Source organism: Streptomyces sp. SID12501 (assembly GCF_010550245.1).
In the GTDB taxonomy this organism is placed as follows: Bacteria; Actinomycetota; Actinomycetes; order Streptomycetales; family Streptomycetaceae; genus Streptomyces.
Genome location: NZ_JAAGLU010000006.1, coordinates 150,386 through 170,693, shown reverse-complemented (window position 1 = coordinate 170,693; position 20,308 = coordinate 150,386). Strand labels below are relative to the sequence as shown.

Genomic DNA, 20,308 nt, shown 5'->3' with positions numbered 1-20,308 from the left:
GACTCACCTCCGGGGGAGCAGCAAGGAACGGTGCCATTCGACAAAAGCGGGAAGGACCGAGCGAAGAACGCGGAAGGCCGATATTCCACCGCGAAGTGTGCCGATCCGGACGAGTTCATGTTCTGGAGCGTCCACGACCACCCGTACGGCCGCAACCGGGCGCACGCCCGTGCGCCCGGCGCTGTGGAGCGTGGCCGCCGACTCCATGTCTACCGCGATCGCGCCGGTCGCGAGCAGGTCCGACCGTTCATGACCGCGTACGACGTGATCGGAGCCGGCGAGGGGGCCGGTGTGAACGGTGCGTCCGGGCACGGCACGCACCAGTTCCTTGACAAGCAGTTCGGTGCCGACGCAACGCGTGCTGCCCCGCGGGTCCCGGGTCTCCTCGGCGACCACCAGGTCGCCGGGGTGCATACCGGGGGCGAGTCCCGCGCAGAAACCGGTGGCCAGTACGGCGGCGTCGCTCAGCGCAGGGTCGGCGAGGGCCCGGGTGACGGCCTCCTCGGCGGCCACGGGCCCCATCCCCGTACGCAGCACGGTGACGGATCCGTCGCCGCGCCCGCCCCGGCGCAGGGCGAGCCGTTCGATGCCGAGCGCGCAGGCGATCAGCAGCGGGGCCGACTCGGGCTGCCTGTCCATCAGCCCTCCTTGGCCTCGGCGAAGGGCTCGCCGTTGACATACCGGCCGAGCGCGGTGAGGGGGAAGACCTGGCGGTAGAGGTGGTAGTTGATCGAGAAGTCCCAGGGGAAGCCGGTGCCGGTGAAGTACGGCTCGTCCCAGGAGCCGTCCGGCAGCTGGGTCGCCGCGAGCCACTCGACTCCGCGTTCGACGGCCTTGGAGTCGTGCTCCCCGGCGGCCAGCAGGGCGAGCAGCGCCCAGGCCGTCTGGGAGGCGGTCGAGGCGCCCCGGCCGCTCCAGACCGCGCTGTCCTCGTAGGAGCGCAGGTCCTCGCCCCAGCCGCCGTCGTCGTTCTGGACCTTCTCCAGCCAGCCCACCGCTCGCCGGATCGCCGGGTGCACGGTGGGCAGACCGGCGGCGGTCAGCGCGGGCACCACCGAGCCGGTGCCGTAGACGTAGTTGACGCCCCAGCGGCCGAACCACGCGCCGCCCGGCTCCTGTTCGGCGAGCAGCCACTCGATGCCGCGCCGGGTGCGCGGATCGTGGGACATGCCCTCGACGGCGAGCATCTCCACGACGTGCGCGGTGACGTCGGCGGACGGCGGGTCGATGACCTCACCGAAGTCGCAGAACGGCAGCTTGTTGGGAAGCGTGCTGGTGTTGTCGACGTCGAAGGCGCCCCAGGCACCGTTCTTCGACTGCATCCCGAGGTTCCAGCGCACCCCGCGCCCGATGGCCTTCTCGACCCGCTCCGGGTCGTGGTGCCGGACGCGGCGCAACGCGAGGACCACCTCGGCGGTGTCGTCCATGTCGGGGTAGTTGTCGTTGTGGAACTCGAACGCCCAGCCGCCCGGGGGCAGTTCGGGTCTGCGTACGGACCAGTCGCCGGGCCGGACCACCTGCTCGCCCAGCATCCAGTCGGCGGCCTTGACCAGTTGGGGGTGGTCGGCGGGCAGCCCCGCGTCCGCGAGGGCGATGACGGCGAGGCAGGTGTCCCACACCGGCGACTGGCAGGCCTCGATCATCCGGGCGCCGTCCTCGCGCCACACCGCGAAGCGGTCCAGGGACTCCAACCCGGCCCGCATGACCGGGTGTTCGAGGTCGTAGCCGAGCAGGTGCAGCGCGATCACCGAGTAGACGGCGGGCGGCTGGATGCCTCCCCAGCAGCCGTCGTTCTCCTGTCGCTCGATGATCCAGCGGGCGGCGGCGTTCATGGCCGCTTTCCGCAGCCGGCGCACCGCCACCTTGCGGTAGCCGTGCAGGACCCGGTCGAGACGCTGGAAGGCGCCGTCCCAACTGGCCAGCGGGGCAAAGGACTTGCCCGGGTTCGGCAAGTCGGGGTCGATGTGCAGCTCGTCGAGCGGGAAGGGTGCCGGGCGGACCGGGCGCTTCGCGCTGACGATGGTGAGCGGCACGATCGTCTGCCGGGCCCAGCAGCCGAAGTCGTAGATGTTGAGCGGCATCCACTTCGGGAAGTAGATGAGTTCCGGCGGGAGTTCGGGGAGGTCGTCCCACTTCCACCAGCCGAACAGGGCCAGCCAGATCCGGGTGAAGACCCGGGCGGCGGCGATGCCTCCCCGGTCGCGGACGAAGGCGGACGCCTTCGCCATGTGCGGCGCTTCGGGTGCGTCCCCGGCCATCCGCAGGGCGACGTACGCCTCGACGGTGGCGGAGAGGTCGGCGGGTCCGCCGAAGAAGGTGGCCCAGGTGCCGTCGTCGCGCTGCTCACCGCGGATGAACAACGCGGCTGCCTGGGTGGTCTGTTCGTCGCGGATGCCCAGGAACTGGCGGAGCAGCAGATCCTCCGCGTCCATCGTGACGTTGGTTTCCAGGTCGCCCTTCCACCAGCCCTGGGCGTCCTGCCTCGCGAGCAGGGAATCCGCGGCGCGCCTCATGGCACGCTCGGCGGCATCCTGAACCCCTGCCGCCGCTGGGGTGTTGGTGTCGGTGTCGGTTTCGCTGGCCGAGGCAGCGGGAGGCGGGAGTGCCCCGGTGCTTCCGTCGGTCGTCGCTGTCATGGCTTCCCCTTCGTGCAGTGGCATGTCTCTGCTGTGGGTCCGCCGTCGGCCGGTGCGCCGCTGGCTGCATCTTTCCGGGGGATAACCCCCGGACCCCCAGCAGACAGACAGCTCAGCGGGTGTGAGCGGCGCGAACACTGCGAGGGAAACCCGAGTGAACGCGGCGCCGGCCGGCGACTACGCGAGGCTTATTCGACCGATAGTGATCATCTCTTTCGTACGACGACGAAGTCGGCGAGCGCCGTGAACTGCGCACGCACCCGGTCGGGCATGTCGATGGCGCTCAGTGCGTCGACGGCGATGGTGTGCTGCCGGCGCGCCTCCTCGGCGGTCCACTCGCGACCGCCCGCCTGTTCGATCAGGGCGGCGCGGGCGGCGAACTCCTCCTCGGAGAAGTTCTCGAAGTCGCTGCTCTTCGCGTCGGCGGCGAGGAGTTCACCGAGCCGCTCGGCCGCCGGGCCGCTGGCCGCGAGGGCGGCGACGACGGGCAGGGACTTCTTGCGCTGGCGCAGGTCGCTCCAGGTCTGCTTGCCGGTGGCCTCCGGGTCGCCCCAGATGCCGAGGAGGTCGTCGACGGCCTGGAAGGCCAGCCCGAGGTGGTAGCCGTACTTCTCCAGGGTGTCGGCGGTTCGGGCGTCCGCGCCGCCGAGGACCGCGCCGATGGAACTGGCGCAGGCGAGGAGGGCGCCGGTCTTGTTGCCCTCCATCTCCAGACACTCCTCGACGCTGACGCGGTCGCGGTGCTCGTAGGAGATGTCCTGGGCCTGGCCGTCGATGAGGGCGCGGGTCGCGGTGGTGAGGCGGCGGGTGGCGCGGCCGGCCTCGACGGTGCCGAGCTCCAGGAGGATCTCGTTGGCCAGCGCGAACAACGCGTCGCCGACCAGGATGGCCTGGGCGGGGCCGTGCACCTTCCATACGGTGTCGCGGTGGCGGCGCTGTTCGTCGCCGTCCATCAGGTCGTCGTGCAGCAACGAGAAGTTGTGCACCAGCTCGACGGCGACCGCGCCGGGGATGCCGACCTCGGGGGCTGCGCCGGTGACCTCGGCGGACAGAACGGCGAGGGCGGGGCGTACAGCCTTGCCGCCGTCGCCGGCCGCGGGCCGACCCTGGGCGTCGATCCAGCCGAAGTGGTAGGCGGAGACGGTGTCCATGGGCGCCGCGAGACGGGCGATCGCCGCCCGCAGTACCGGGGTGGCCAGGGTCCGGCCGCGCTCCAGGAGCGCGGTCACTTCCACCGCGTCGGCGACTTTCGGGGCCGGGGGCACAGTGGGCACAGTCTCTCCTCTTGTTGCGGTGCTGGGGGTGCGAGGACCTGCCGCGTGCTGATGATCGAGCATCAGGCTGCCTCCTCCACGTCGAAGAGGTGGTGGCGAGGCCGGCCCAGGGCGCCCAGCGCGGCACCGGCCGCGCCGACTCCGCTGCGGACCGCACTCTCCATGGTCGCGGGCCACCCGGTGGCGGTCCACGAGCCGGCCAGGTACAGGCCGGGTGTTCTGGTACGGGCGCCGGGCCGCAGCCGACCGACGCCGGGGGTGGGGGCGAACGTCGCTGTCCGCTCCCGGGTGACGAAGAAGTCCCGGACTCCGGCGCCCCGCGCGCGGGGCAACAGCCGCTCCAGCTCCGGCAGATACCGCTCGCGCAGCGCCGCGACGGGCTCGTCGATCTCGTCGTGCGCGGCCGACTGCGACAGCGCCAGATACTGGCCGTCGCCGCCGAGCCCGGACGCCTCGGTCCGGTCGAAGACCCACTGCACGGGACTGCCGAGCGCCGCGAGGAACGGCGTGCTCAGCACCTTCCGGTCGTACACCACATGCACGTTGAGGATGGGTGCGGTGCCGATCTCCAGCAGTCGTTCGGGGGCGTCGAGCGCACCCGCCGGCAGCAGATCGTGCGCCTCGCGCTGGGCCACGGCGAGCACGACGATGTCCGCGTCGAGGGTCTCGCCGGGAACCGATACGGTCCAGCGGCCGTTCTCGTTGTGTTCGATGGTTTGGATGGTTTGGATGGAGGTGACGCGTGTACGGACTTCGGTACGCACGCCCGCGGAGTCGAGCGCCTTGCGGGCCAGAGTGTCGTGCAGTTCGCCCAGTGGGACGCGCGCCCAGCCGATGTCGGCCGCGCCCGGGTCGGACAGCAGACCGGTCTTGAACACCATCGCGGCGAGCCCCAGGGACGAGTCCCGGGCCACCGCGTTGAGGGTGGCGACCCCCACCAGGTCCCACAGTGCCTCGACGGCACGCTCGGACTGACCGTGCGCGGCCAGCCAGCTGCCGAAGTCCTGCGCGTCCAGCGCCGGGTCGGCGAGGTCCAGCGCCTTGAGCGCGAGCGCGGCACGTCCTACTCTGGCGCGCTCCAGGAGCGAGAGGTGCGGATACGTGGCCAGGCTGCGCCCGAGATGCAGAGGTACGGGCAGCGCGTCGCGCCGGAGTCTGCCCAGCCGCCGTCCGACGGGTTTCGCCACGTCGACGACCGGTACGTCGAGACGAGGCTGCACCGGAGCGAGTTCGGCGGCGTCGATGCGGTCGAGGAACCAGCGGTAAGCGGTGCAGCAACGCAGGTACACGTGCTGGCCGTTGTCGACGGTGAGTCCGTCGCGCTGGAAGGAGAAGGCGAGCCCACCGAGCCGCGGCCGGCCTTCGAGCAGCGTGACGCGGACACCGGCGTCGGCGAGCGAGAGCGCCGCGGTGATGCCGGCCAGCCCGCCGCCGACCACCACGGCGCTCTTCTCACCGTGGTGGCCCGGGCGTTCCCCGGGCTGCGTACCCTCGCTCATCGCGCACTCCCCCCTGTGCACCCGCCGCGCCGGATGAACGCCGCACGGCAGGTCGTTGAAGTCAGGGACGCCGTCCGTGACCGGAGGGTTGCGCGCCGTTTCGCCGGGGGCACATCACCTTGCACCGAATTGTCCATCAGGCGCGCCTCCTGACGGTCCGCCGGGAGACATGCCGGGCGTCCAGACCGGACAGACCGCGCACCGCGACATACGCCTTCTCGCGTCCGGGCAGCGAGACCCGGCCGCGCAGCACGGCCTCCGGCTCGCGCTCGATGCGGTCGAGGAGCCGTCGGTAGATGCCGGCCATGGCGGCGACACAGGCGCCGCTGCGCCGGTCGAGCATGGGCAGCAGCCGGTAGCCCTCGGCGAACAGGGCGCGGGCGCGCCGCACTTCGAAGTGGACGAGGCCCGCGAAGTCGGAGCCCTCCGGCGGGTTCGGTCCGCTGAATCCGGCCGAGCAGCCGAACTTGGCGAGGTCGTCGGCGGGCAGATAGGTCCGCCCGTCCTCAGCGTCCTCGCGGACGTCCCGCAGGATGTTGGTGAGCTGGAGTGCGAGCCCCAGCGTGTCGGCGTACTCGGAGGCGCGTTCCGAACCGCGCGCGCCCCTCTCCGTACCGAACACGCCCAGCGAGAGCCGCCCGATGGCTCCGGCCACACAGCGGCAGTAGACCTTCAGGTCGTCCCAGGTCTCGTACGTCTCACCGCGTACGTCCATCACCACGCCGTCGATGAGTTCGTCGAGGCCGCCGAGCGGGATCGGGAAGTGGGTCCCCGCATGGCTGAGGGCGACTGCGACCGGGTCGGTGTCGTCCTCGTCGACCTCGCCCTCGCGCACCCGGGTGAGCAGCGCTCTGGTGTCCTCCAGCCGCGCCGCCTTGACCTCGGGCGCCAGCGTGCCGTCACCGATGTCGTCGACGCGGCGCGAGAACGCGTACAGGACCGACATCGCGCGCCGCTTCGACGTCGGCAGCAGTCTGATGCCGTACGCGAAGTTGCGGGCCTGCTGCCCGGTGACGGACTCGCAGTAGCTGTAGGCGGCGAGTACCGGTGCGGACACGTGCGGTTCCGACTCCACGCTCCGGATCACCCCTTTCCTCGCAGGGTTGTGCCCACCTCGCGCAGCAACTGGATCCTGCCGGGCTTGGGCGGGCCGGGAAGTACGTCGTATTCGGCGGCGCCGATCGCTCGGACCGCCGCCTTTCCCCCCGCCACGAAACCCGCGAGCAGCAGCTTCAGCCTGCCGTGGACGCTACCCACGAGGGGGGTGCCTTCATTCAGCAGGCCCTGTGCGCGTTCCGCTTCGTATGCGATCAGTGCGCGCACCGAGGCGCCCGCGGTGGGGGCGGCGAGATCCGCCTCCTGGACCTGAAAGCGCTTCATGTCCTGGGCGGGGAGATAGATGCGGTCGCGGCCGAGGTCCTCCGCGACGTCCTGGAGGTGCTCGACGATCTGGAGGGCCGTACAGACGGCGTCGGAGAGGCGGACCCGCTCGGGCGTCGCGGTGCCGGTGACGGCGAGGACGAGGCGGCCGACGGGGTTGGCGGACAGCTCGCAGTAGGCGAGGAGGTCGTCGTACGTCTCGTACCGCTTGACCAGCTGGTCCTGGCGGTTGGCGGCGATCAGGCCGAGGAACGGCTCGGGGGTGAGTGCGCGGTGACGGACGGTCGGCTGGAGCCGGCGGAGCAGGGGGTGGTGCGGGGTGCCGTCGAAGACCCTGTGCAGGTCGGCCTCGAAGGCGTCGAGGAGGACGAGCCGGTCGTCGGCCTCTTCGGGGGCGACGCCCAGCAGACGGGCGTCGGCGCCGCCGGGGGCCAGGTCGCCGTCACCGATGTCGTCGACGAGGCGCGCGAAGCCGTAGACGGCCATGAGGTCGGTGCGCCAGGCCCTGGGGAGGAAGAACGGTGCCACGGGGAAGTTCTCTTCCGCGGCCTTGTCGAGCGTGCCGCGCTCCGGGTCGTCGGTGCGCGCGTGGCCGGTTGCCGTCACCGGTCACTGCCCGGGGCGGGGACGGCACACACTGTGGGGAGCTGGGGAGTTTCCGTAGCCATCGCCGTCACATCTCCCGTTCTACACTGCTGACCCAATGGGCACTATTTCGGACACGCCGCCCAGCCGTCCACGCGGCGGCCGGATGCCGGGTGTCGCGTGTTATCGCCCTACTTGCCGCGATTCAGCACTGGTACAGCTTACGTTGTACAACGCGCCTTGGTCCGTCGGGGTGTCCTGCGCATCACAAGAACGCACCGATTGGCGTCAAGATTCCTAGCACGCCACGGAGTTGACGTTTCCTTTGCAGACGCGGGGCCCCGCCGGAACAGTTCCGGCGGGGCCCCGATTCGCCCGGTCGACCACCGGTGCACTGCCCGGCTACTTGCCGGTGAACTTCTCGTACTCCTTGAGGACCTCGTCCGTCGGCCCGTCCATGCGCAGTTCGCCGCGTTCCAGCCACAGGACGCGGTCGCAGGTGTCGCGGATGGACTTGTTGTTGTGGCTGACGAGGAACACCGTTCCCGCGTGCTTGCGCAGTTCGCGGATGCGGTCCTCGGAGCGCTTCTGGAAGGACCGGTCGCCGGTCGCCAGGGCCTCGTCGATCATCAGTACGTCATGGTCCTTGGCGGCGGCGATGGAGAACCGCAGCCGCGCCGCCATGCCGGAGGAGTAGGTGCGCATCGGCAGGGTGATGAAGTCGCCCTTCTCGTTGATGCCGGAGAAGTCGACGATCTGCTGGTAGCGCTCCCTGATCTCCTCGCGGGACATACCCATCGCGAGGCCGCCCAATATGACGTTACGTTCGCCCGTGAGGTCGTTCATCAGGGCCGCGTTGACGCCGAGGAGCGAGGGCTGCCCGTCGGTGTACACATGGCCGCTCTCGGCGGGCAGCAGGCCGGCGATGGCGCGCAGCAGCGTCGACTTGCCGGAGCCGTTGGAGCCGATCAGGCCGACGGCCTCACCGCGGTAGGAGACGAAGGAGACGCCCCGTACGGCGTGCACCTTGCGGACACCGGGTGACTCGCCGCGCCTGATGATGCGACTGAGGGCGGAGGTGGCGCTGCCCTTGCCGGTCTTGGCGCCGTTGACGCGGTAGACGATGTGGAGCTCGTCCGCGATGACAGTGGGGATCTTGTCCCCGGGAATCGGGTCAGCCACGGCCGTACCTCTCCTCCGCCTTCCAGAAGTGCACGAAACCGCCGAGGGCGAAGAGCGCGGCCCAGCCGGCCGCGACCGCCCAGACGTGCGGCGGCAGGTTCTCCGAGCCGTAGCCGTCGATGAGCGCGAACCGCATCAGGTCCATGTAGATGGCGGCCGGGTTCCACTGGAGGACGTCGGCGACCCACCGGGGTTTGTCGGCGAGCATGACCGGGATGGAGAACATCACGCCGGACGCGTACATCCACGTACGCATCACGAAGGGCATCAGCTGGGCGAGGTCCGGGGTCGCCGCGCCCCACCGGGCCATGATCAGCGCGAGGCCGGTGTTGAAGAGGAACTGGAGTGCCAGCGCCGGGACGATCAGCAGCCAGGACGCCTTGGGGTAGCTGCCGAAGCCGATCGACACCACGAACAGCACGATCATCGAGAAGAGCAGCTGCTGGAGCTGTTGCAGCGCGAAGGAGACCGGCAGGGCGGCACGCGGGAAGTGCAGGGCGCGCACCAGGCCCAGGTTGCCGGAGATCGCGCGTACGCCCGCCATCACCGAGTTCTGCGTGAAGGTGAACACGAAGACGCCCGTGACGAGGAAGGGGATGTACACCTCGCGGGGCATGCCGCGGTCGGCCTTGAGGATCACGCCGAAGATGAAGAAGTACACGGCCGCGTTGAGCAGCGGTGTGGCCACCTGCCACAGCTGGCCGAGTTTGGCCTGGCTGTACTGAGCGGTCAGTTTCGCCTGCGAGAAGGCGAGGATGAAGTGACGCCGTCCCCAGAGCTGGCGGACGTACTCGACGAGTCGGGGACGGGCGCCGCTCACGGCGAGTCCGTACTTCGCGGCGAGTTCGGCCGCGGAGAGGCCGTCGTCGGGTGACGGTCGGTCGCTCACCGCGACACCGCCGTCATGCGTTGTCTCACTCACAAATGGAAACTTTCGTCTTCAATATGCGCAGCTGAACGGGGCAGAGCGCGGGCCGTGGATCGGGATGCTGTCGGCCCGCGGGGCTCTCAGGGAGAGCTTGTCAGATCACTGGGGGACGGCCCAGTCGGGTCAGCCGCCACACCGTACGCCACCGGATGGGCCGGCGGGGTCCGCACGGGGTGGTCAGGCCCTCCTTGAACCCGCCCCACCAGGCTCTGAGCGCCGGGCGGGAGGGTCGGCGGAGGAGTGTGAGGAGCAGCCAGTCCCCCAGGTACACGGGCACCAGGGGGGCGGGAAGGTTTCGGCGGGCCAGCCAGACGCGGTTGCGGGCGACCATGCGGTGGTAGACCGCGTGCCGAGAGGGCGCGGTCGCGGGGTGGTAGAGCAGCATGTCGGCCCGGTAGTCGATCATCCAGCCCGCGTCGAGGGCCCGCCAGGCGAGGTCGGTCTCCTCGTGGGCGTAGAAGAACTCCTCGGGGAGGATGCCCACTTGGGCGAAGACCTTGGTACGGACGGCGTTGGCGCCGCCCAGGAAGCTGGTGACCCGGGAGCTGCGCATCGGGTCCGTGGTGCCGGGGCGGGGCACATGGCGGCGCTGGGTGAGGCCGGTGTCGGGGTCGGCGATGCGGAAGCTGATGATGCCCAGTTCCGGGTCGGCTGTGAAGGCCTGGCGGCACAGTTCTGCGGTGTCCTGGTGGCCGAGGAGGCCGTCGTCGTCCAGGAACATCAGGATGTCGACGTCGCGGCCGGCCGGGCCGAACGCCTCGATGCCGACGTTGCGTCCGCCGGGGATGCCGAGGTTCTCGGGCAGCTCGACGCTCCGTACCCCCGCGGGCAGGTCCGGGACGGGTGAGCCGTTGCCTACCACGACGACCTGGACCGGCTCGCCCTCCTGTTTGGCGATCGAGTCGACCAGGGCACGCAGTTCGTCGGGGCGGTTGCCCATGGTGATGATCACCGCGCCGACTCTCATCCCGGGACTCACCGCAGCCTGCTGGACGCGAGGATGGACACGAGGTGCAGCACCGTCTGCAGGATCGCGATGCCGGCCAGGACGGCGATGCCCAGGCGGGTCCAGAACAGGTCGTCGCCGATGAGGTCGAGGACCGCGACGAAGAGGATGAACAGACTCGCCTCGATGCCACCGATCAGCCGGTGGAACTTGAGCGCGGCGGCAGCCTTGCGGGCCAGAGCGAGCCCCTCGGAGCGCGGCACCGCCAGCTCGTCCTTGGCGGCGGCCAGGCCGCTGCGGGACCGGGCCACGTCCACCAGGTCGGTCTCCGCCTTGATCAGGATCGCGCCGAGCGCGGCCAGGGTGCCGAGGAACGCCCACAGCCACTCGGGGCTCCCGGAGCCGTCCCACAGGTCGGCGCCGCGCAGCCCGAAGCCGATCAGCAGGGCCGCCTCGGACAGGTAGTGGCCGATGCGGTCGAGGTACACGCCGGTGATCGAGGTCTGGTTCCGCCAACGGGCGATCTCCCCGTCGACGCAGTCGAGGAGCAGGTACAGCTGCATCAGCAGGGCGGCCAGGATCGCCCCGGTGAGACCCTGCACCAGGAGTGCCGCACCGGCCAGAACTCCCGCGACGACCATCAGGTACGTGAGCTGGTTGGGCGTGATCCTGGTGTCGACCACGTAGCGGTCGACCCGCAGGGACACCTCGCGCATGTAGAGGCGTCCCGCCCAGTGCTCGCCGCTGCGCCGGTCCTTCACCCCTTCGGGGTGGACGACGGGGCGTAGTTCAGCTACCGATGGCCTTGACATAGTCCGCGTACGTGTCCTTGATCTGGTCGTTCGTGAGGTCGAGGTGTTCCAGGATCGTGTAGCGACCGGGTCTGGTCTGCGGGGCGTACTCGACGACCCGTACGAACTCGTCGGTGGTGAAGCCGATCTCCTCCGGCAGCACCGGCAGCCCGTGCCGGCGCAGCACCTCGGCCATGTAGGCCGCCTCCTCGGGCGCGCCCCGCAGGAACATGGCGAATGCGGCACCCAGGCCGCACTGTTCGCCGTGGCTCGCGGCACGCTTGGGATACAGCAGGTCGAAGGCGTGGTTGATCTCGTGACAGGCGCCGGAGGAGGGGCGGGAGTCGCCCGACACCGACATGGCGATACCGGTGAGGACGAGGGCCTCGGCCAGGACCTGGAGGAACGCGTTGTCGCCGACCCCGCCGGGGTGGCGCAGTACGGCTTCGCCGGCCTGGCGGGCCATCGCGGCGGCGAGGCCGTCGATCTTCTCGCCGTTGACCTGACAGGCCAGCTCCCAGTCGGCGACCGCGGAGATGTTCGACATGGCGTCGCCGATCCCGGAGCGCACGAACCGCTCGGGTGCCTCACGGATCACGTCGAGGTCGATGACGACGGCGATCGGGTTCGGTACGCCGTACGAGCCGCGTCCCGCGTCGTTGTCGAGGGTGGCGACCGGGGAACACAGGCCGTCGTGCGCGAGGTTGGTGGCGACGGCGACCAGCGGCAGGCCGACGCGGGCCGCGGCGAACTTGGCGCAGTCGATGATCCGGCCGCCGCCCAGGCCGACCACGGCGTCGTAGTGGCCGGACTTGATGGCGTCGCCCAGTTTGATCGCGTCGTCGATGGTGCCGCCGGCGACCTCGTACCAGCTCGCGCCGGGCAGCGCCGGGGCGAGCCGCTCGCGCAGCCTGGCGCCGGAGCCGGAGCTGATCGCGACGGCGATCTTCCCGGAGTGCGAGATCCGCTGGTCGAACAGCACGTCCGCCAGATCGTTCAGGGCCCCCCGGCGGATGTCGACGACGACCGGCGAGGGGATCAGCCTCGTCAGTACCGGCACGCGATCTCCCGTCCTCGGGCGAGATCGTCGTGGTTGTCTATCTCCACCCAGGGAACCTCGCCGATGGGCGCCACGTCGATCCGGAAGCCGCGGTTGACCAGTTCCTGGTAACCGTGCTCGTAGAACTGCTGGGGGTCGGTCTCCCACACGGTCTTCAGGGCGTCGGTCAGATCCGCGGCGGCGGCGCCCTCGATGAGGGTGACGCCGATGTACTCGCCGGTGGCCTCGGCCGGGTCCATCAGCTTGGTGATCCTCCGTACGCCCTGCTCCGGGTCCACGATCACCTTCATCTCCTCGTCGGCGAGATCCTTCACCGTGTCGAGGGCCAGGATGATCCGCTTCCCGTCGCCGCGCGCGGCGAGGAGCGTCCGCTCGACGGAGACGGGGTGCACGGTGTCGCCGTTGGCGAGGATCACCCCGTCGGCGAGGGCGTCCCGGCCGCACCAGAGGGAGTAGGCGTTGTTCCACTCCTCGGCGCGGTCGTTGTCGATGAGCGTGACCTTCAGCCCGTACTTCTTCTCCAGGGCCGTCTGCCGCTCGTACACGGCTTCCTTGCGGTAGCCGACGATGATCGCGGCCTCGGTGAGGCCGATCTCGGCGAAGTTGGCGAGGGTGAGGTCGAGGACGGTGGGGCCGTCCTCGTCGCCCGCGGGGCCGACCGGCACGAGAGCCTTGGGCAGGCTGTCGGTGTAGGGGCGCAGACGCCGTCCGGCGCCGGCCGCCAGCACGAGGCCGATCATGCGGGTACTCCTTCGTCGTGTACGGCGGGCGCGCCGCCCTGGTGGGCGGTCACCCAGTAGCGGATGCTCTCGGTGAGCACCAGCAGGGCCACGGCCACGGCGAGGACCGTGAGCGCGACCACGAACTGCGGGGCACTGAGCAGAGCGGCCAGTACGACGACCACCAGTGTCCGGCCCTCGTGCCCTCCGCTCGCCCGTACCAGCCAGCGCGGGGGCGCTCCGGCCTTGCCACGGATGCGGTACACCGTGTCGTAGTGATGGTAGGCGACGGCGGCCACGAGGCCGAAAGCCGCGGGAAGTGCTCCGTTTACCTCCGCTTTGCCCGCGAGAACGAGGACTGTGCCGTATTCGGCGGCCCGGAAGACCGGCGGGACCAGCCAGTCGAGGCGTCCTGTGAGAGGGATCGAGACCGCGGCACCCGCGCTGAGCACGTACAGCGCGGCGAAGGCGACGGGCACCCAACTGCCGTAGGAGCAGAACCACAGCGCGACGACCAACGGCACGGTGCTCTCCAGCGCCGGGACGAAGCGCGAGTTGCCCGGCGTACGCACCGGGACCCGCCCGATCAGCTCCGCGAGCGGTCCGCTGTCCTTGAGGTCCGCCAAGGCTCGCGTCGCCCGTTCGGTGCGCTGGGCCTTTCGGGTGAACGAGCGCAGGACGCGGCCCGCCGTGGTGTATGTGGCCGCGAAGCCGCAGCCGACGAGCAGGACGGTGAAGGTGGTCCGGGGGGTGGTGAGCGCCGTGAGGACGGCGATCAGGGCCCAGCGCTCGCCGATCGGCAGGACGATCATCCGCCGTACCCAGACCGTCCAGCCGACGCCGTCGAGGCGGTCGGAGAGGGCGGCCGTGGGGCTGGTGTTCGCCGTCGCGTCGTGATTGGCCTCGTTGAAGGCGAAGTCGACGACGTGCCGGCAGGTCTGCAGGACCATTGCGCCTAGGGCCAGTGCCCATACGTCGTCGCCGCCTCGGGCCGCGCCCAGTGCGAGGCCCGCGTAGAAGGCGTACTCCTTGGCGCGGTCGAAGGTGGCGTCCAGCCAGGCGCCGAGCGTCGAGTACTGGAGGGAGTAGCGGGCGAGCTGGCCGTCGGTGCAGTCCAGGACGAAGGAGAGCAGGAGGAGGACGCCCGCCGTGACGAAGCCGCCTCGGGTGCCGGTGGCCGCGCAGCCGGCCGCGATCAGCGCGGTGAGCAGCGAGGCGGTGGTGACCTGGTTCGGGGTGAGGCCGCGGCGGGCGCACCAGCGGGCCAGATAACGGGAGTACGGGCTGACGCAGAAGGTGGTGAAGAAGCCGTCCCGGGACTTCACCGCCGACTTCAGGCGTACGGCCTCGTCGTCGACGGCGGCGACGGCCTGCCGGGCGATGTCGCGGGCCTCGGGGTCGGCGGGGACGGCGGCGGTCAGGCTGCCCAGCTCGGGGCGGTGGACGCCGATGACGTCCGCGTCCAGGGCGAGGGCGATGCGGTCGGCGAGGCTGTCCACGGCGACGGCGGAGAGGGCTTGGCCGGGGTCGTTCGGGGCGTCGTCGCACGCGGAGATCTCACGGGCCAGTTCGCGGGTCAGGGCGGTGCGGCCGGCGCCCGGCTGTGCCGTCACGGCGCCCGGTACGGCGGCCAGCGGGAAACGGGGGTCGGTGAGGCCGAGGCGCAGCGCGTGGAGGTGGCCGACGAAGCGGGCGTCCACGAAGGCGACCCGTTCGTCACAGGACGCCTCGGCGAGAAGGGTCTCGGTGTCGGCGACGTCGGTCGCGCTCCGCACGTCGAAGCCCAGGGACCGCAGATCGCCCTCGATCGACGATCCGGGAACCGGCTGACCCGTGAGGATGGCGGTCGGCAACCGAACTCACTCCCTGGACACCGACGCGCGTGCACGCCGGTCCTCTGCATGATGGTGGGGGAACCCTGACCCACGGTGGCCGGGCAGCATGTCGGCAGAGGCTATCGGATGGGGCCGCGCCATGGTTCACCGGCTGTTCAGGGGCCGATTCCGGCGGACCGGCGGTCGCCTCGGCCGGATCATCATGAGTGACCCGGCACGCCTCGCACAAACCGTGACCCGCGTCAAGGACCGCCGCGGCCTCCCCCGTCATGTCCCCACCCGTCGAACCGTGGCGATCTCCGCACTCGCTGACCTGCACTTCGTTTCCGCAGGTCAGGGCACATGACAACGGTGTTCAGTGCCGCGTTGCCACATACCCCCCACCCGTAGTTCACTGATCCCGGGACGGGACTCAGGACGGGACTCGGGACGCACACCAGGAGGCGGCTTCCATGGGGGCTGGGCACGATCACGGACACGCGCACGGCGCGCCGACCACGGGTACGGCGGCAGCGGCGCACCGCGGGCGGCTGCGTATCGCGCTGGCCATCACGCTCACCGTCATGGTCGTCGAGATCGTCGGCGGGATCGTCGCCGACTCGCTCGCGCTCATCGCGGACGCTGCGCACATGGCGACGGACGCGCTGGGTCTCGGCATGGCGTTGCTCGCGATCCACTTCGCGAACCGCCCGCCGACCGGCAACCGCACCTTCGGGTACGCCCGCGCCGAGATCCTCGCCGCGCTCGCCAACTGTCTGCTGCTGCTCGGCGTCGGCGGATACGTCCTGTACGAGGCGATCCAGCGGTTCGTCACGCCCGCGGAGACCGAGGGCGGGGTGACCGTCGTCTTCGGTCTGATCGGCCTGGTCGCGAACATGATCTCGCTGACGCTGCTGATGCGCGGCCAGAAGGAGAGCCTGAACGTGCGCGGGGCCTTCCTGGAGGTCGTCGCGGACGCACTGGGCTCGGCGGCGGTGCTGGTCTCGGCGGTGGTCATCATGACGACGGGCTGGCAGCGGGCCGACCCCATCGCCTCGGTCGTCATCGGTCTGATGATCGTCCCGCGTACCTGGAAGCTGCTGCGCGAGACCTTGAACGTGCTGCTGGAGGCGGCTCCCCGGGGCGTCGACATGGCGGAGGTACGAGCCCACATAGTGGCGCTGCCCGGCGTGGAGGACGTACACGATCTGCACGCCTGGACGATCACGTCCGGGATGCCGGTGCTGTCGGCGCACGTGGTCGTCAGTTCGGACGTGCTGAGCGGGATCGGGCACGAGAAGATGCTGCACGAGCTCCAGGGCTGTCTGGGCGACCACTTCGACGTGGAGCACTGCACCTTCCAGCTGGAGCCGAGCGGGCACGCGGAGCACGAGTCGAAGCTGTGCCACTGAGCCCGTCCGGCGCGCGTCACAGACGGAACGCAGCCGTCCGGCGCGCGCCGTCGTCTCCCTCTTCAAGCCCCCCTCGCGGGCGGTTCCCGGGCAGGGGAACAGGGCACGATTGACTTTCCGGTCACCGTCGGGCCGCTTTCGCGCCGGACCGGCGGGGGATGCCGCGAAGTGCCGGGAGTGCCGGATTCGTACGGCAGACTTGGGGCTCGAAGACCGAGGCGAAGGATGGGTATGCCGATCACACCTGCCACCGCGACGCACAACAGTTCGTCGAACGGCACCGCAGAAGCGATCTTGCTCGAGTTGGTCGACGAGAACGGCACGACGATCGGCACCGCCGAGAAGCTCTCCGCCCACCAGCCACCGGGCAGGCTGCACCGGGCGTTCTCCGTCTTCCTCTTCGACGAGCAGGGCCGACTGCTCCTCCAGCAGCGCGCCCTGGGCAAGTACCACTCCCCCGGTGTCTGGTCCAACACCTGCTGCGGCCACCCCTACCCCGGTGAGGCGCCCTTCGCGGCGGCGGCCCGGCGGACGTACGAGGAGCTGGGGACCTCCCCGTCGCTGCTCGCCGAGGCGGGCACGGTCCGCTACAACCACCCCGACCCCGAGTCGGGCCTGGTGGAGCAGGAGTACAACCACCTGTTCGTCGGGGTGGCGCAGTCGCCGCTCGCGCCCGACCCGGAGGAGGTCGGGGACACGGCCTTCGTGACCCCGGCCGAGCTGGCGGAGCGGCATGCGAAGGACCCGTTCTCGGCCTGGTTCATGACCGTTCTGGACGCGGCGCGCCCTGCGGTCCGGGAGCTGACGGGCCCGTCCGCCGGCTGGTGACGGCCAGGGCTTGTCCGGAGTTTCCCCGTGGATCAAGGAGCGGCGTTCGGTGCGTGCGATCGGCGTGCCGGGCGTCGTGACGCCGCGGGGGAACTCCGGACAGGCCCTACGGCCGGCCCTGTGCGGAGGTGAGGGGCAGCGCCGCCCAGACGACCTTGCCGCCGCTCGCCGTGTGCTCGATGTCGCAGACTCCGCCCGCCTCCCTGGTGACCTCGCGGACCAGGAGCAGACCGCGTCCGCCGGTCCGGCCGTGGTCGGCCTCCAGGGCGGTGGGGCGGTAGGGGTGGTTGTCCTCCACGGACACCCGCACCCACTCGGCGCCGACGGCGACCTCCACGGCGAGTGTCGGCGACAGGACCGCCGCATGCCGGACGGCGTTCGTCGCCAGCTCCGAGACGATCAGCAGCAGTCCCTGCACCAGGTCCGGCGGGGCCGGTACACCCTGCCGGTACAGCAGGTCCCGGACGGCGTGCCGGGCCTGCGGGACGGACGCGTCGACAGCGGGTGCGGTGAACCTCCAGACCCCTTCGTAGGGAAGCGGATCCGGAGGTCTCCGCTCCACGGGTACGTCGTCGTCCGCTGGGCGTGAGCCGGACTCGCGCCCAGGGTTGTCCATCGTTCGGTCGCCGCCCTCGCGCTCGATTGTCACCACACGATGAGTGTTGGCAACGACGGGTCCCCACCGGAGAACTGAACAGAAGTCAGCACGAATCGAGCGCTTCTGACAGATGGCGTGCGACGCGAGCCCGCATACGACTGGACCTGGTCACGCCGTGCCGACTTCGTGAACTATTCGGGTTGTACGTGTTTGGTGCCGCCCTCGTCGGGACGTCCGCCACCGGCGGATACGATCCGGCGCATGGAGCCGCAACTGACTCACAGTGCCGCCGACGGGATCGCCACCGTCGTCATCCGCCACCCGGCCAAGCGCAACGCCATGACGGCCGGCATGTGGCGTGCGCTGCCGCCGCTGCTCGCCACCCTGGCCGCCGATCCGGACGTCCACGTCCTGGTGCTCACGGGAGCGGGCGGCACGTTCTGCGCGGGGGCCGACATCTCGACGCTCCAGGGCTCCCCGGAGGAGGCGCAGCGGCTGGCGGTGCTGGCGGAGGACGCGCTCGCGGCCTTTCCGAAGCCGGTGCTCGCGGCGATCCGTGGGCACTGTGTGGGCGGCGGGGCGCAGCTCGCGGCGGCCTGCGATCTGCGGTTCGCCGAGGAGGGGTCGCTGTTCGGGGTGACTCCGGCGAAGCTGGGCCTGGTGTACTCGGCTTCGTCCACGCGGCGGTTGGCGGCTCTGGTGGGTCCGGCGACGGCCAAGTACCTGCTGTTCTCCGGCGAGTTGATCGACACGGAGCACGCGCTGCGCACCGGGTTCCTCGACGAGGTGCTGCCCGGGGGTGAACTCGACAAGCGGGTCGCGGAGTTCACCCGTGTCCTCGTCTCGCGCTCGCGGCTCACGCAGGCGGCGGCGAAGGAGTTCGCGGACGGGCGCACCGACCGGGACGAGTACTGGGCCGAGCAGGCGCGGGAGAGCGGCGAGGCCGCGGAGGGCGTCGCCGCGTTCCTGGAGCGCCGTCCCCCCGGCTTCACCTGGGCGGGACCGGCGTCGCCTACCTCAGGATGAACCGGCTGTGGGAGCGCAGCAGTTCGACCAGGTGTGCGGGTGCCTTGTGCGGGGCGCCGGCGTCGTAGGGCGGCTGCGGGTCGTACTCCGTCGCGAGCTGTACGGTCCGGGCGTGCTCGTCGCCCGCGATCCGGCCGCTCAGGGTGAGGGCCATGTCGATGCCGGAGGAGACCCCGGCGGAGGTGACGTACTTGCCGTCGGTCACGACCCGCTCGCCCGTGGGTTCGGCGCCGTACTTCGGGAGTTCGTCCAGGGCCAGCCAGTGCGAGGTCGCGCGGCGGCCGGTGAGCAGGCCGGCGCCGGCCAGGAGCAGCGAGCCGGTGCACACGGAGGTCGTCCAGGTGCTGGTCGCGTCGGCGGTGCGCAGCCAGCCGAGCAGCACCTCGTTGTCCATCTGCGCGGACTGGCCGGGCCCACCGGCGACGACCACGATGTCGGGGTTCGGTACGTCGGCCAGGGCGCGGTCGGCGGTGAGCGCGAGGGTGCCGCTGTCGTTGCGGACGGGCCCGGTCTCCTCGGCGACGAAGACGGTCTCCGCGCCCGGGAGCCGGCTGAGGATCTCGTACGGGCCGACCGCGTCCAGGGCGGTGAAGCGGTCGAAGAGCAGCAGGGCGATCTGCATGGTGTGGTCTGCCTTTCAGTGGGCGGCGGGTGCGGGGCGGAAGCGGCGGCGGTACTCCGCCGGGGCCGTGCCGAGGCTTCTGACGAAGGCGCGGCGCATGGCCTCCGGGGTGCCGTAACCGCTGGCGCGCGAGATCCTCTCGATGCCGTCGGAGGTGTCCTCCAGGAGGCGCCGGGCGTGTTCGAGACGGACCCGGTCTACGTACCGGCCCGGCGTGATGCCGGTCTCGGTGCGGAAGACGCGGGCGAAGTGGCGGGGTGAGAGACGGGCGCGGGCGGCGAGGGACTCGACGCCCAGGTCGTCGTCCGGGTGTTCGGAGATCCAGTGCTGGACCTCGCGCAGCGGCTCACGCCGGGCGGTCTGTACGGCGAGCTGGGCGCTGAACTGGGCCTGGTTTCCCGGCCGGCGCAGGAAGACGACCAGATGACGGGCGACGGCGAGCGCGGTGTCACGGCCGAGGTCCTCCTCCACGATCGCGAGGGCGAGGTCGATCCCGGCGGTGACTCCGGCGGATGTCATCACCCGGCCGTCGCGTACGTAGATGGGCTCGGGGTCGACCTCGACGGCCGGGTGGTCGCGGGCGAGTCGGTCGCAGTACGCCCAGTGAGTGGTCGCGCGCAGACCGTCCAGGAGGCCGGCGGCGGCGAGCAGGAGCGCTCCCGTGCAGACGGACACCAGCCGTTCGGGGCACGGCCCGTGCACGCGCAGCCAGTCGACCAGGCGTGGGTCGGCGGGGCGGGTGCCCGGGCCGCCGGGGACCAGGAGGGTGTGCGGCACCGGGGCGTCGGCGAGGGTCCCGTCCGGTACGAGGGTGAGGCCGCCGGAGGCGCGTACCGGCTCGCCGGTCAGTGAAGCCGTACGGATGCGGTAACTGCCCGGATGCCCGGTGGAGGCACCCGCGAGCACCTCGACGGGGCCCGTGACATCAAGGCTCTGGACGCCGTCGAAGAGGACGACGAGAACGGTTCGCTGCGCCATGCCCCGATTCTTGGCGGACGCGGGTGATGG

At 70.9% G+C, this 20,308-nt stretch carries 20 protein-coding genes; 3 read left to right on the top strand and 17 right to left on the bottom strand.

Annotated features, from left to right (window positions below):
- Positions 1 to 3: 3 nt before the first annotated feature.
- From G3I71_RS08875 to G3I71_RS08815, 14 genes are all read right to left on the bottom strand, one after another.
- Positions 4 to 639, bottom strand: coding sequence for a 1-hydroxy-2-methyl-2-butenyl 4-diphosphate reductase (locus G3I71_RS08875; RefSeq protein ID WP_164313395.1), 636 nt, complete (start codon positions 637 to 639; stop codon positions 4 to 6).
- A complete protein-coding gene (gene shc / locus G3I71_RS08870; protein ID WP_164313394.1) occupies positions 639 to 2,636 on the bottom strand; it encodes a squalene--hopene cyclase in 1,998 nt (665 codons plus the stop codon). Before shc ends, G3I71_RS08875 begins: the two co-directional genes overlap by 1 nt.
- A 206-nt stretch (positions 2,637 to 2,842) precedes the next feature.
- Positions 2,843 to 3,910: a polyprenyl synthetase family protein gene (locus G3I71_RS08865; protein WP_164313393.1), complete on the bottom strand. Its 1,068-nt coding sequence runs from the start codon at positions 3,908 to 3,910 to the stop codon at positions 2,843 to 2,845.
- Between the two features lie 62 nt (positions 3,911 to 3,972).
- On the bottom strand, positions 3,973 to 5,409 hold the full coding sequence (hpnE, locus tag G3I71_RS08860; RefSeq protein WP_164313392.1) for a hydroxysqualene dehydroxylase HpnE: 1,437 nt from the start codon (positions 5,407 to 5,409) through the stop codon (positions 3,973 to 3,975).
- Positions 5,406 to 5,546 (bottom strand): DUF6380 family protein, encoded by a 141-nt coding sequence (locus G3I71_RS50985; RefSeq protein WP_239149028.1) that lies wholly within the window; start codon positions 5,544 to 5,546, stop codon positions 5,406 to 5,408. Before G3I71_RS50985 ends, hpnE begins: the two co-directional genes overlap by 4 nt.
- Positions 5,546 to 6,496, bottom strand: coding sequence for a presqualene diphosphate synthase HpnD (gene hpnD, locus G3I71_RS08855; RefSeq protein ID WP_164313391.1), 951 nt, complete (start codon positions 6,494 to 6,496; stop codon positions 5,546 to 5,548). Before hpnD ends, G3I71_RS50985 begins: the two co-directional genes overlap by 1 nt.
- On the bottom strand, positions 6,493 to 7,395 hold the full coding sequence (gene hpnC / locus G3I71_RS08850) for a squalene synthase HpnC (protein ID WP_164313390.1): 903 nt from the start codon (positions 7,393 to 7,395) through the stop codon (positions 6,493 to 6,495). Before hpnC ends, hpnD begins: the two co-directional genes overlap by 4 nt.
- Positions 7,396 to 7,776: 381 nt before the next feature.
- Positions 7,777 to 8,556, bottom strand: a complete 780-nt coding sequence (locus G3I71_RS08845; RefSeq protein ID WP_164313389.1) for an ABC transporter ATP-binding protein — start codon at positions 8,554 to 8,556, stop codon at positions 7,777 to 7,779.
- Entirely contained in the window at positions 8,549 to 9,478 is a 930-nt protein-coding gene (locus tag G3I71_RS08840; RefSeq protein WP_164313388.1) for an ABC transporter permease, read from the bottom strand. The genes G3I71_RS08845 and G3I71_RS08840 overlap by 8 nt, the downstream gene beginning before the upstream one ends.
- Positions 9,479 to 9,578: 100 nt before the next feature.
- The gene (locus G3I71_RS08835; RefSeq protein ID WP_164313387.1) at positions 9,579 to 10,463 is read right to left on the bottom strand and encodes a glycosyltransferase family 2 protein; all 885 of its coding nucleotides are present in this window, start codon (positions 10,461 to 10,463) and stop codon (positions 9,579 to 9,581) included.
- A complete protein-coding gene (locus G3I71_RS08830; protein ID WP_164313386.1) occupies positions 10,460 to 11,242 on the bottom strand; it encodes a CDP-alcohol phosphatidyltransferase family protein in 783 nt (260 codons plus the stop codon). Before G3I71_RS08830 ends, G3I71_RS08835 begins: the two co-directional genes overlap by 4 nt.
- A complete protein-coding gene (locus G3I71_RS08825; RefSeq protein WP_164313385.1) occupies positions 11,220 to 12,281 on the bottom strand; it encodes an iron-containing alcohol dehydrogenase family protein in 1,062 nt (353 codons plus the stop codon). Before G3I71_RS08825 ends, G3I71_RS08830 begins: the two co-directional genes overlap by 23 nt.
- Positions 12,269 to 13,021 carry a sugar phosphate nucleotidyltransferase gene (locus G3I71_RS08820; RefSeq protein ID WP_164313384.1) on the bottom strand — a complete coding sequence of 251 codons (753 nt, stop codon included), beginning with the start codon at positions 13,019 to 13,021 and terminating at the stop codon, positions 12,269 to 12,271. Before G3I71_RS08820 ends, G3I71_RS08825 begins: the two co-directional genes overlap by 13 nt.
- Positions 13,018 to 14,853 carry a DUF5941 domain-containing protein gene (locus G3I71_RS08815; RefSeq protein ID WP_164313383.1) on the bottom strand — a complete coding sequence of 612 codons (1,836 nt, stop codon included), beginning with the start codon at positions 14,851 to 14,853 and terminating at the stop codon, positions 13,018 to 13,020. The genes G3I71_RS08820 and G3I71_RS08815 overlap by 4 nt, the downstream gene beginning before the upstream one ends.
- 434 nt (positions 14,854 to 15,287) lie before the next feature.
- Between G3I71_RS08815 and G3I71_RS08810 the strand changes: the two genes are divergently transcribed.
- Entirely contained in the window at positions 15,288 to 16,226 is a 939-nt protein-coding gene (locus G3I71_RS08810) for a cation diffusion facilitator family transporter (RefSeq protein ID WP_164313382.1), read from the top strand.
- Between the two features lie 231 nt (positions 16,227 to 16,457).
- Positions 16,458 to 17,054, top strand: coding sequence for an isopentenyl-diphosphate Delta-isomerase (gene idi / locus G3I71_RS08805; RefSeq protein WP_164313381.1), 597 nt, complete (start codon positions 16,458 to 16,460; stop codon positions 17,052 to 17,054).
- Between the two features lie 106 nt (positions 17,055 to 17,160).
- Here idi and G3I71_RS08800 read toward each other — a convergent pair whose 3' ends face one another.
- Positions 17,161 to 17,670, bottom strand: a complete 510-nt coding sequence (locus G3I71_RS08800; protein WP_164313493.1) for an ATP-binding protein — start codon at positions 17,668 to 17,670, stop codon at positions 17,161 to 17,163.
- A 243-nt stretch (positions 17,671 to 17,913) separates the two neighbouring features.
- Here G3I71_RS08800 and G3I71_RS08795 point away from each other — a divergent pair, with 243 nt between their 5' ends.
- On the top strand, positions 17,914 to 18,678 hold the full coding sequence (locus G3I71_RS08795) for an enoyl-CoA hydratase/isomerase family protein (protein WP_164313380.1): 765 nt from the start codon (positions 17,914 to 17,916) through the stop codon (positions 18,676 to 18,678).
- Here G3I71_RS08795 and G3I71_RS08790 read toward each other — a convergent pair.
- A complete protein-coding gene (locus tag G3I71_RS08790) occupies positions 18,665 to 19,300 on the bottom strand; it encodes a DJ-1/PfpI family protein (RefSeq protein WP_164313379.1) in 636 nt (211 codons plus the stop codon). The two genes, G3I71_RS08795 and G3I71_RS08790, sit on opposite strands and share 14 nt — an antisense overlap.
- A 15-nt stretch (positions 19,301 to 19,315) precedes the next feature.
- Positions 19,316 to 20,278, bottom strand: coding sequence for a GlxA family transcriptional regulator (locus G3I71_RS08785; RefSeq protein WP_164313378.1), 963 nt, complete (start codon positions 20,276 to 20,278; stop codon positions 19,316 to 19,318).
- Positions 20,279 to 20,308: the final 30 nt, after the last annotated feature.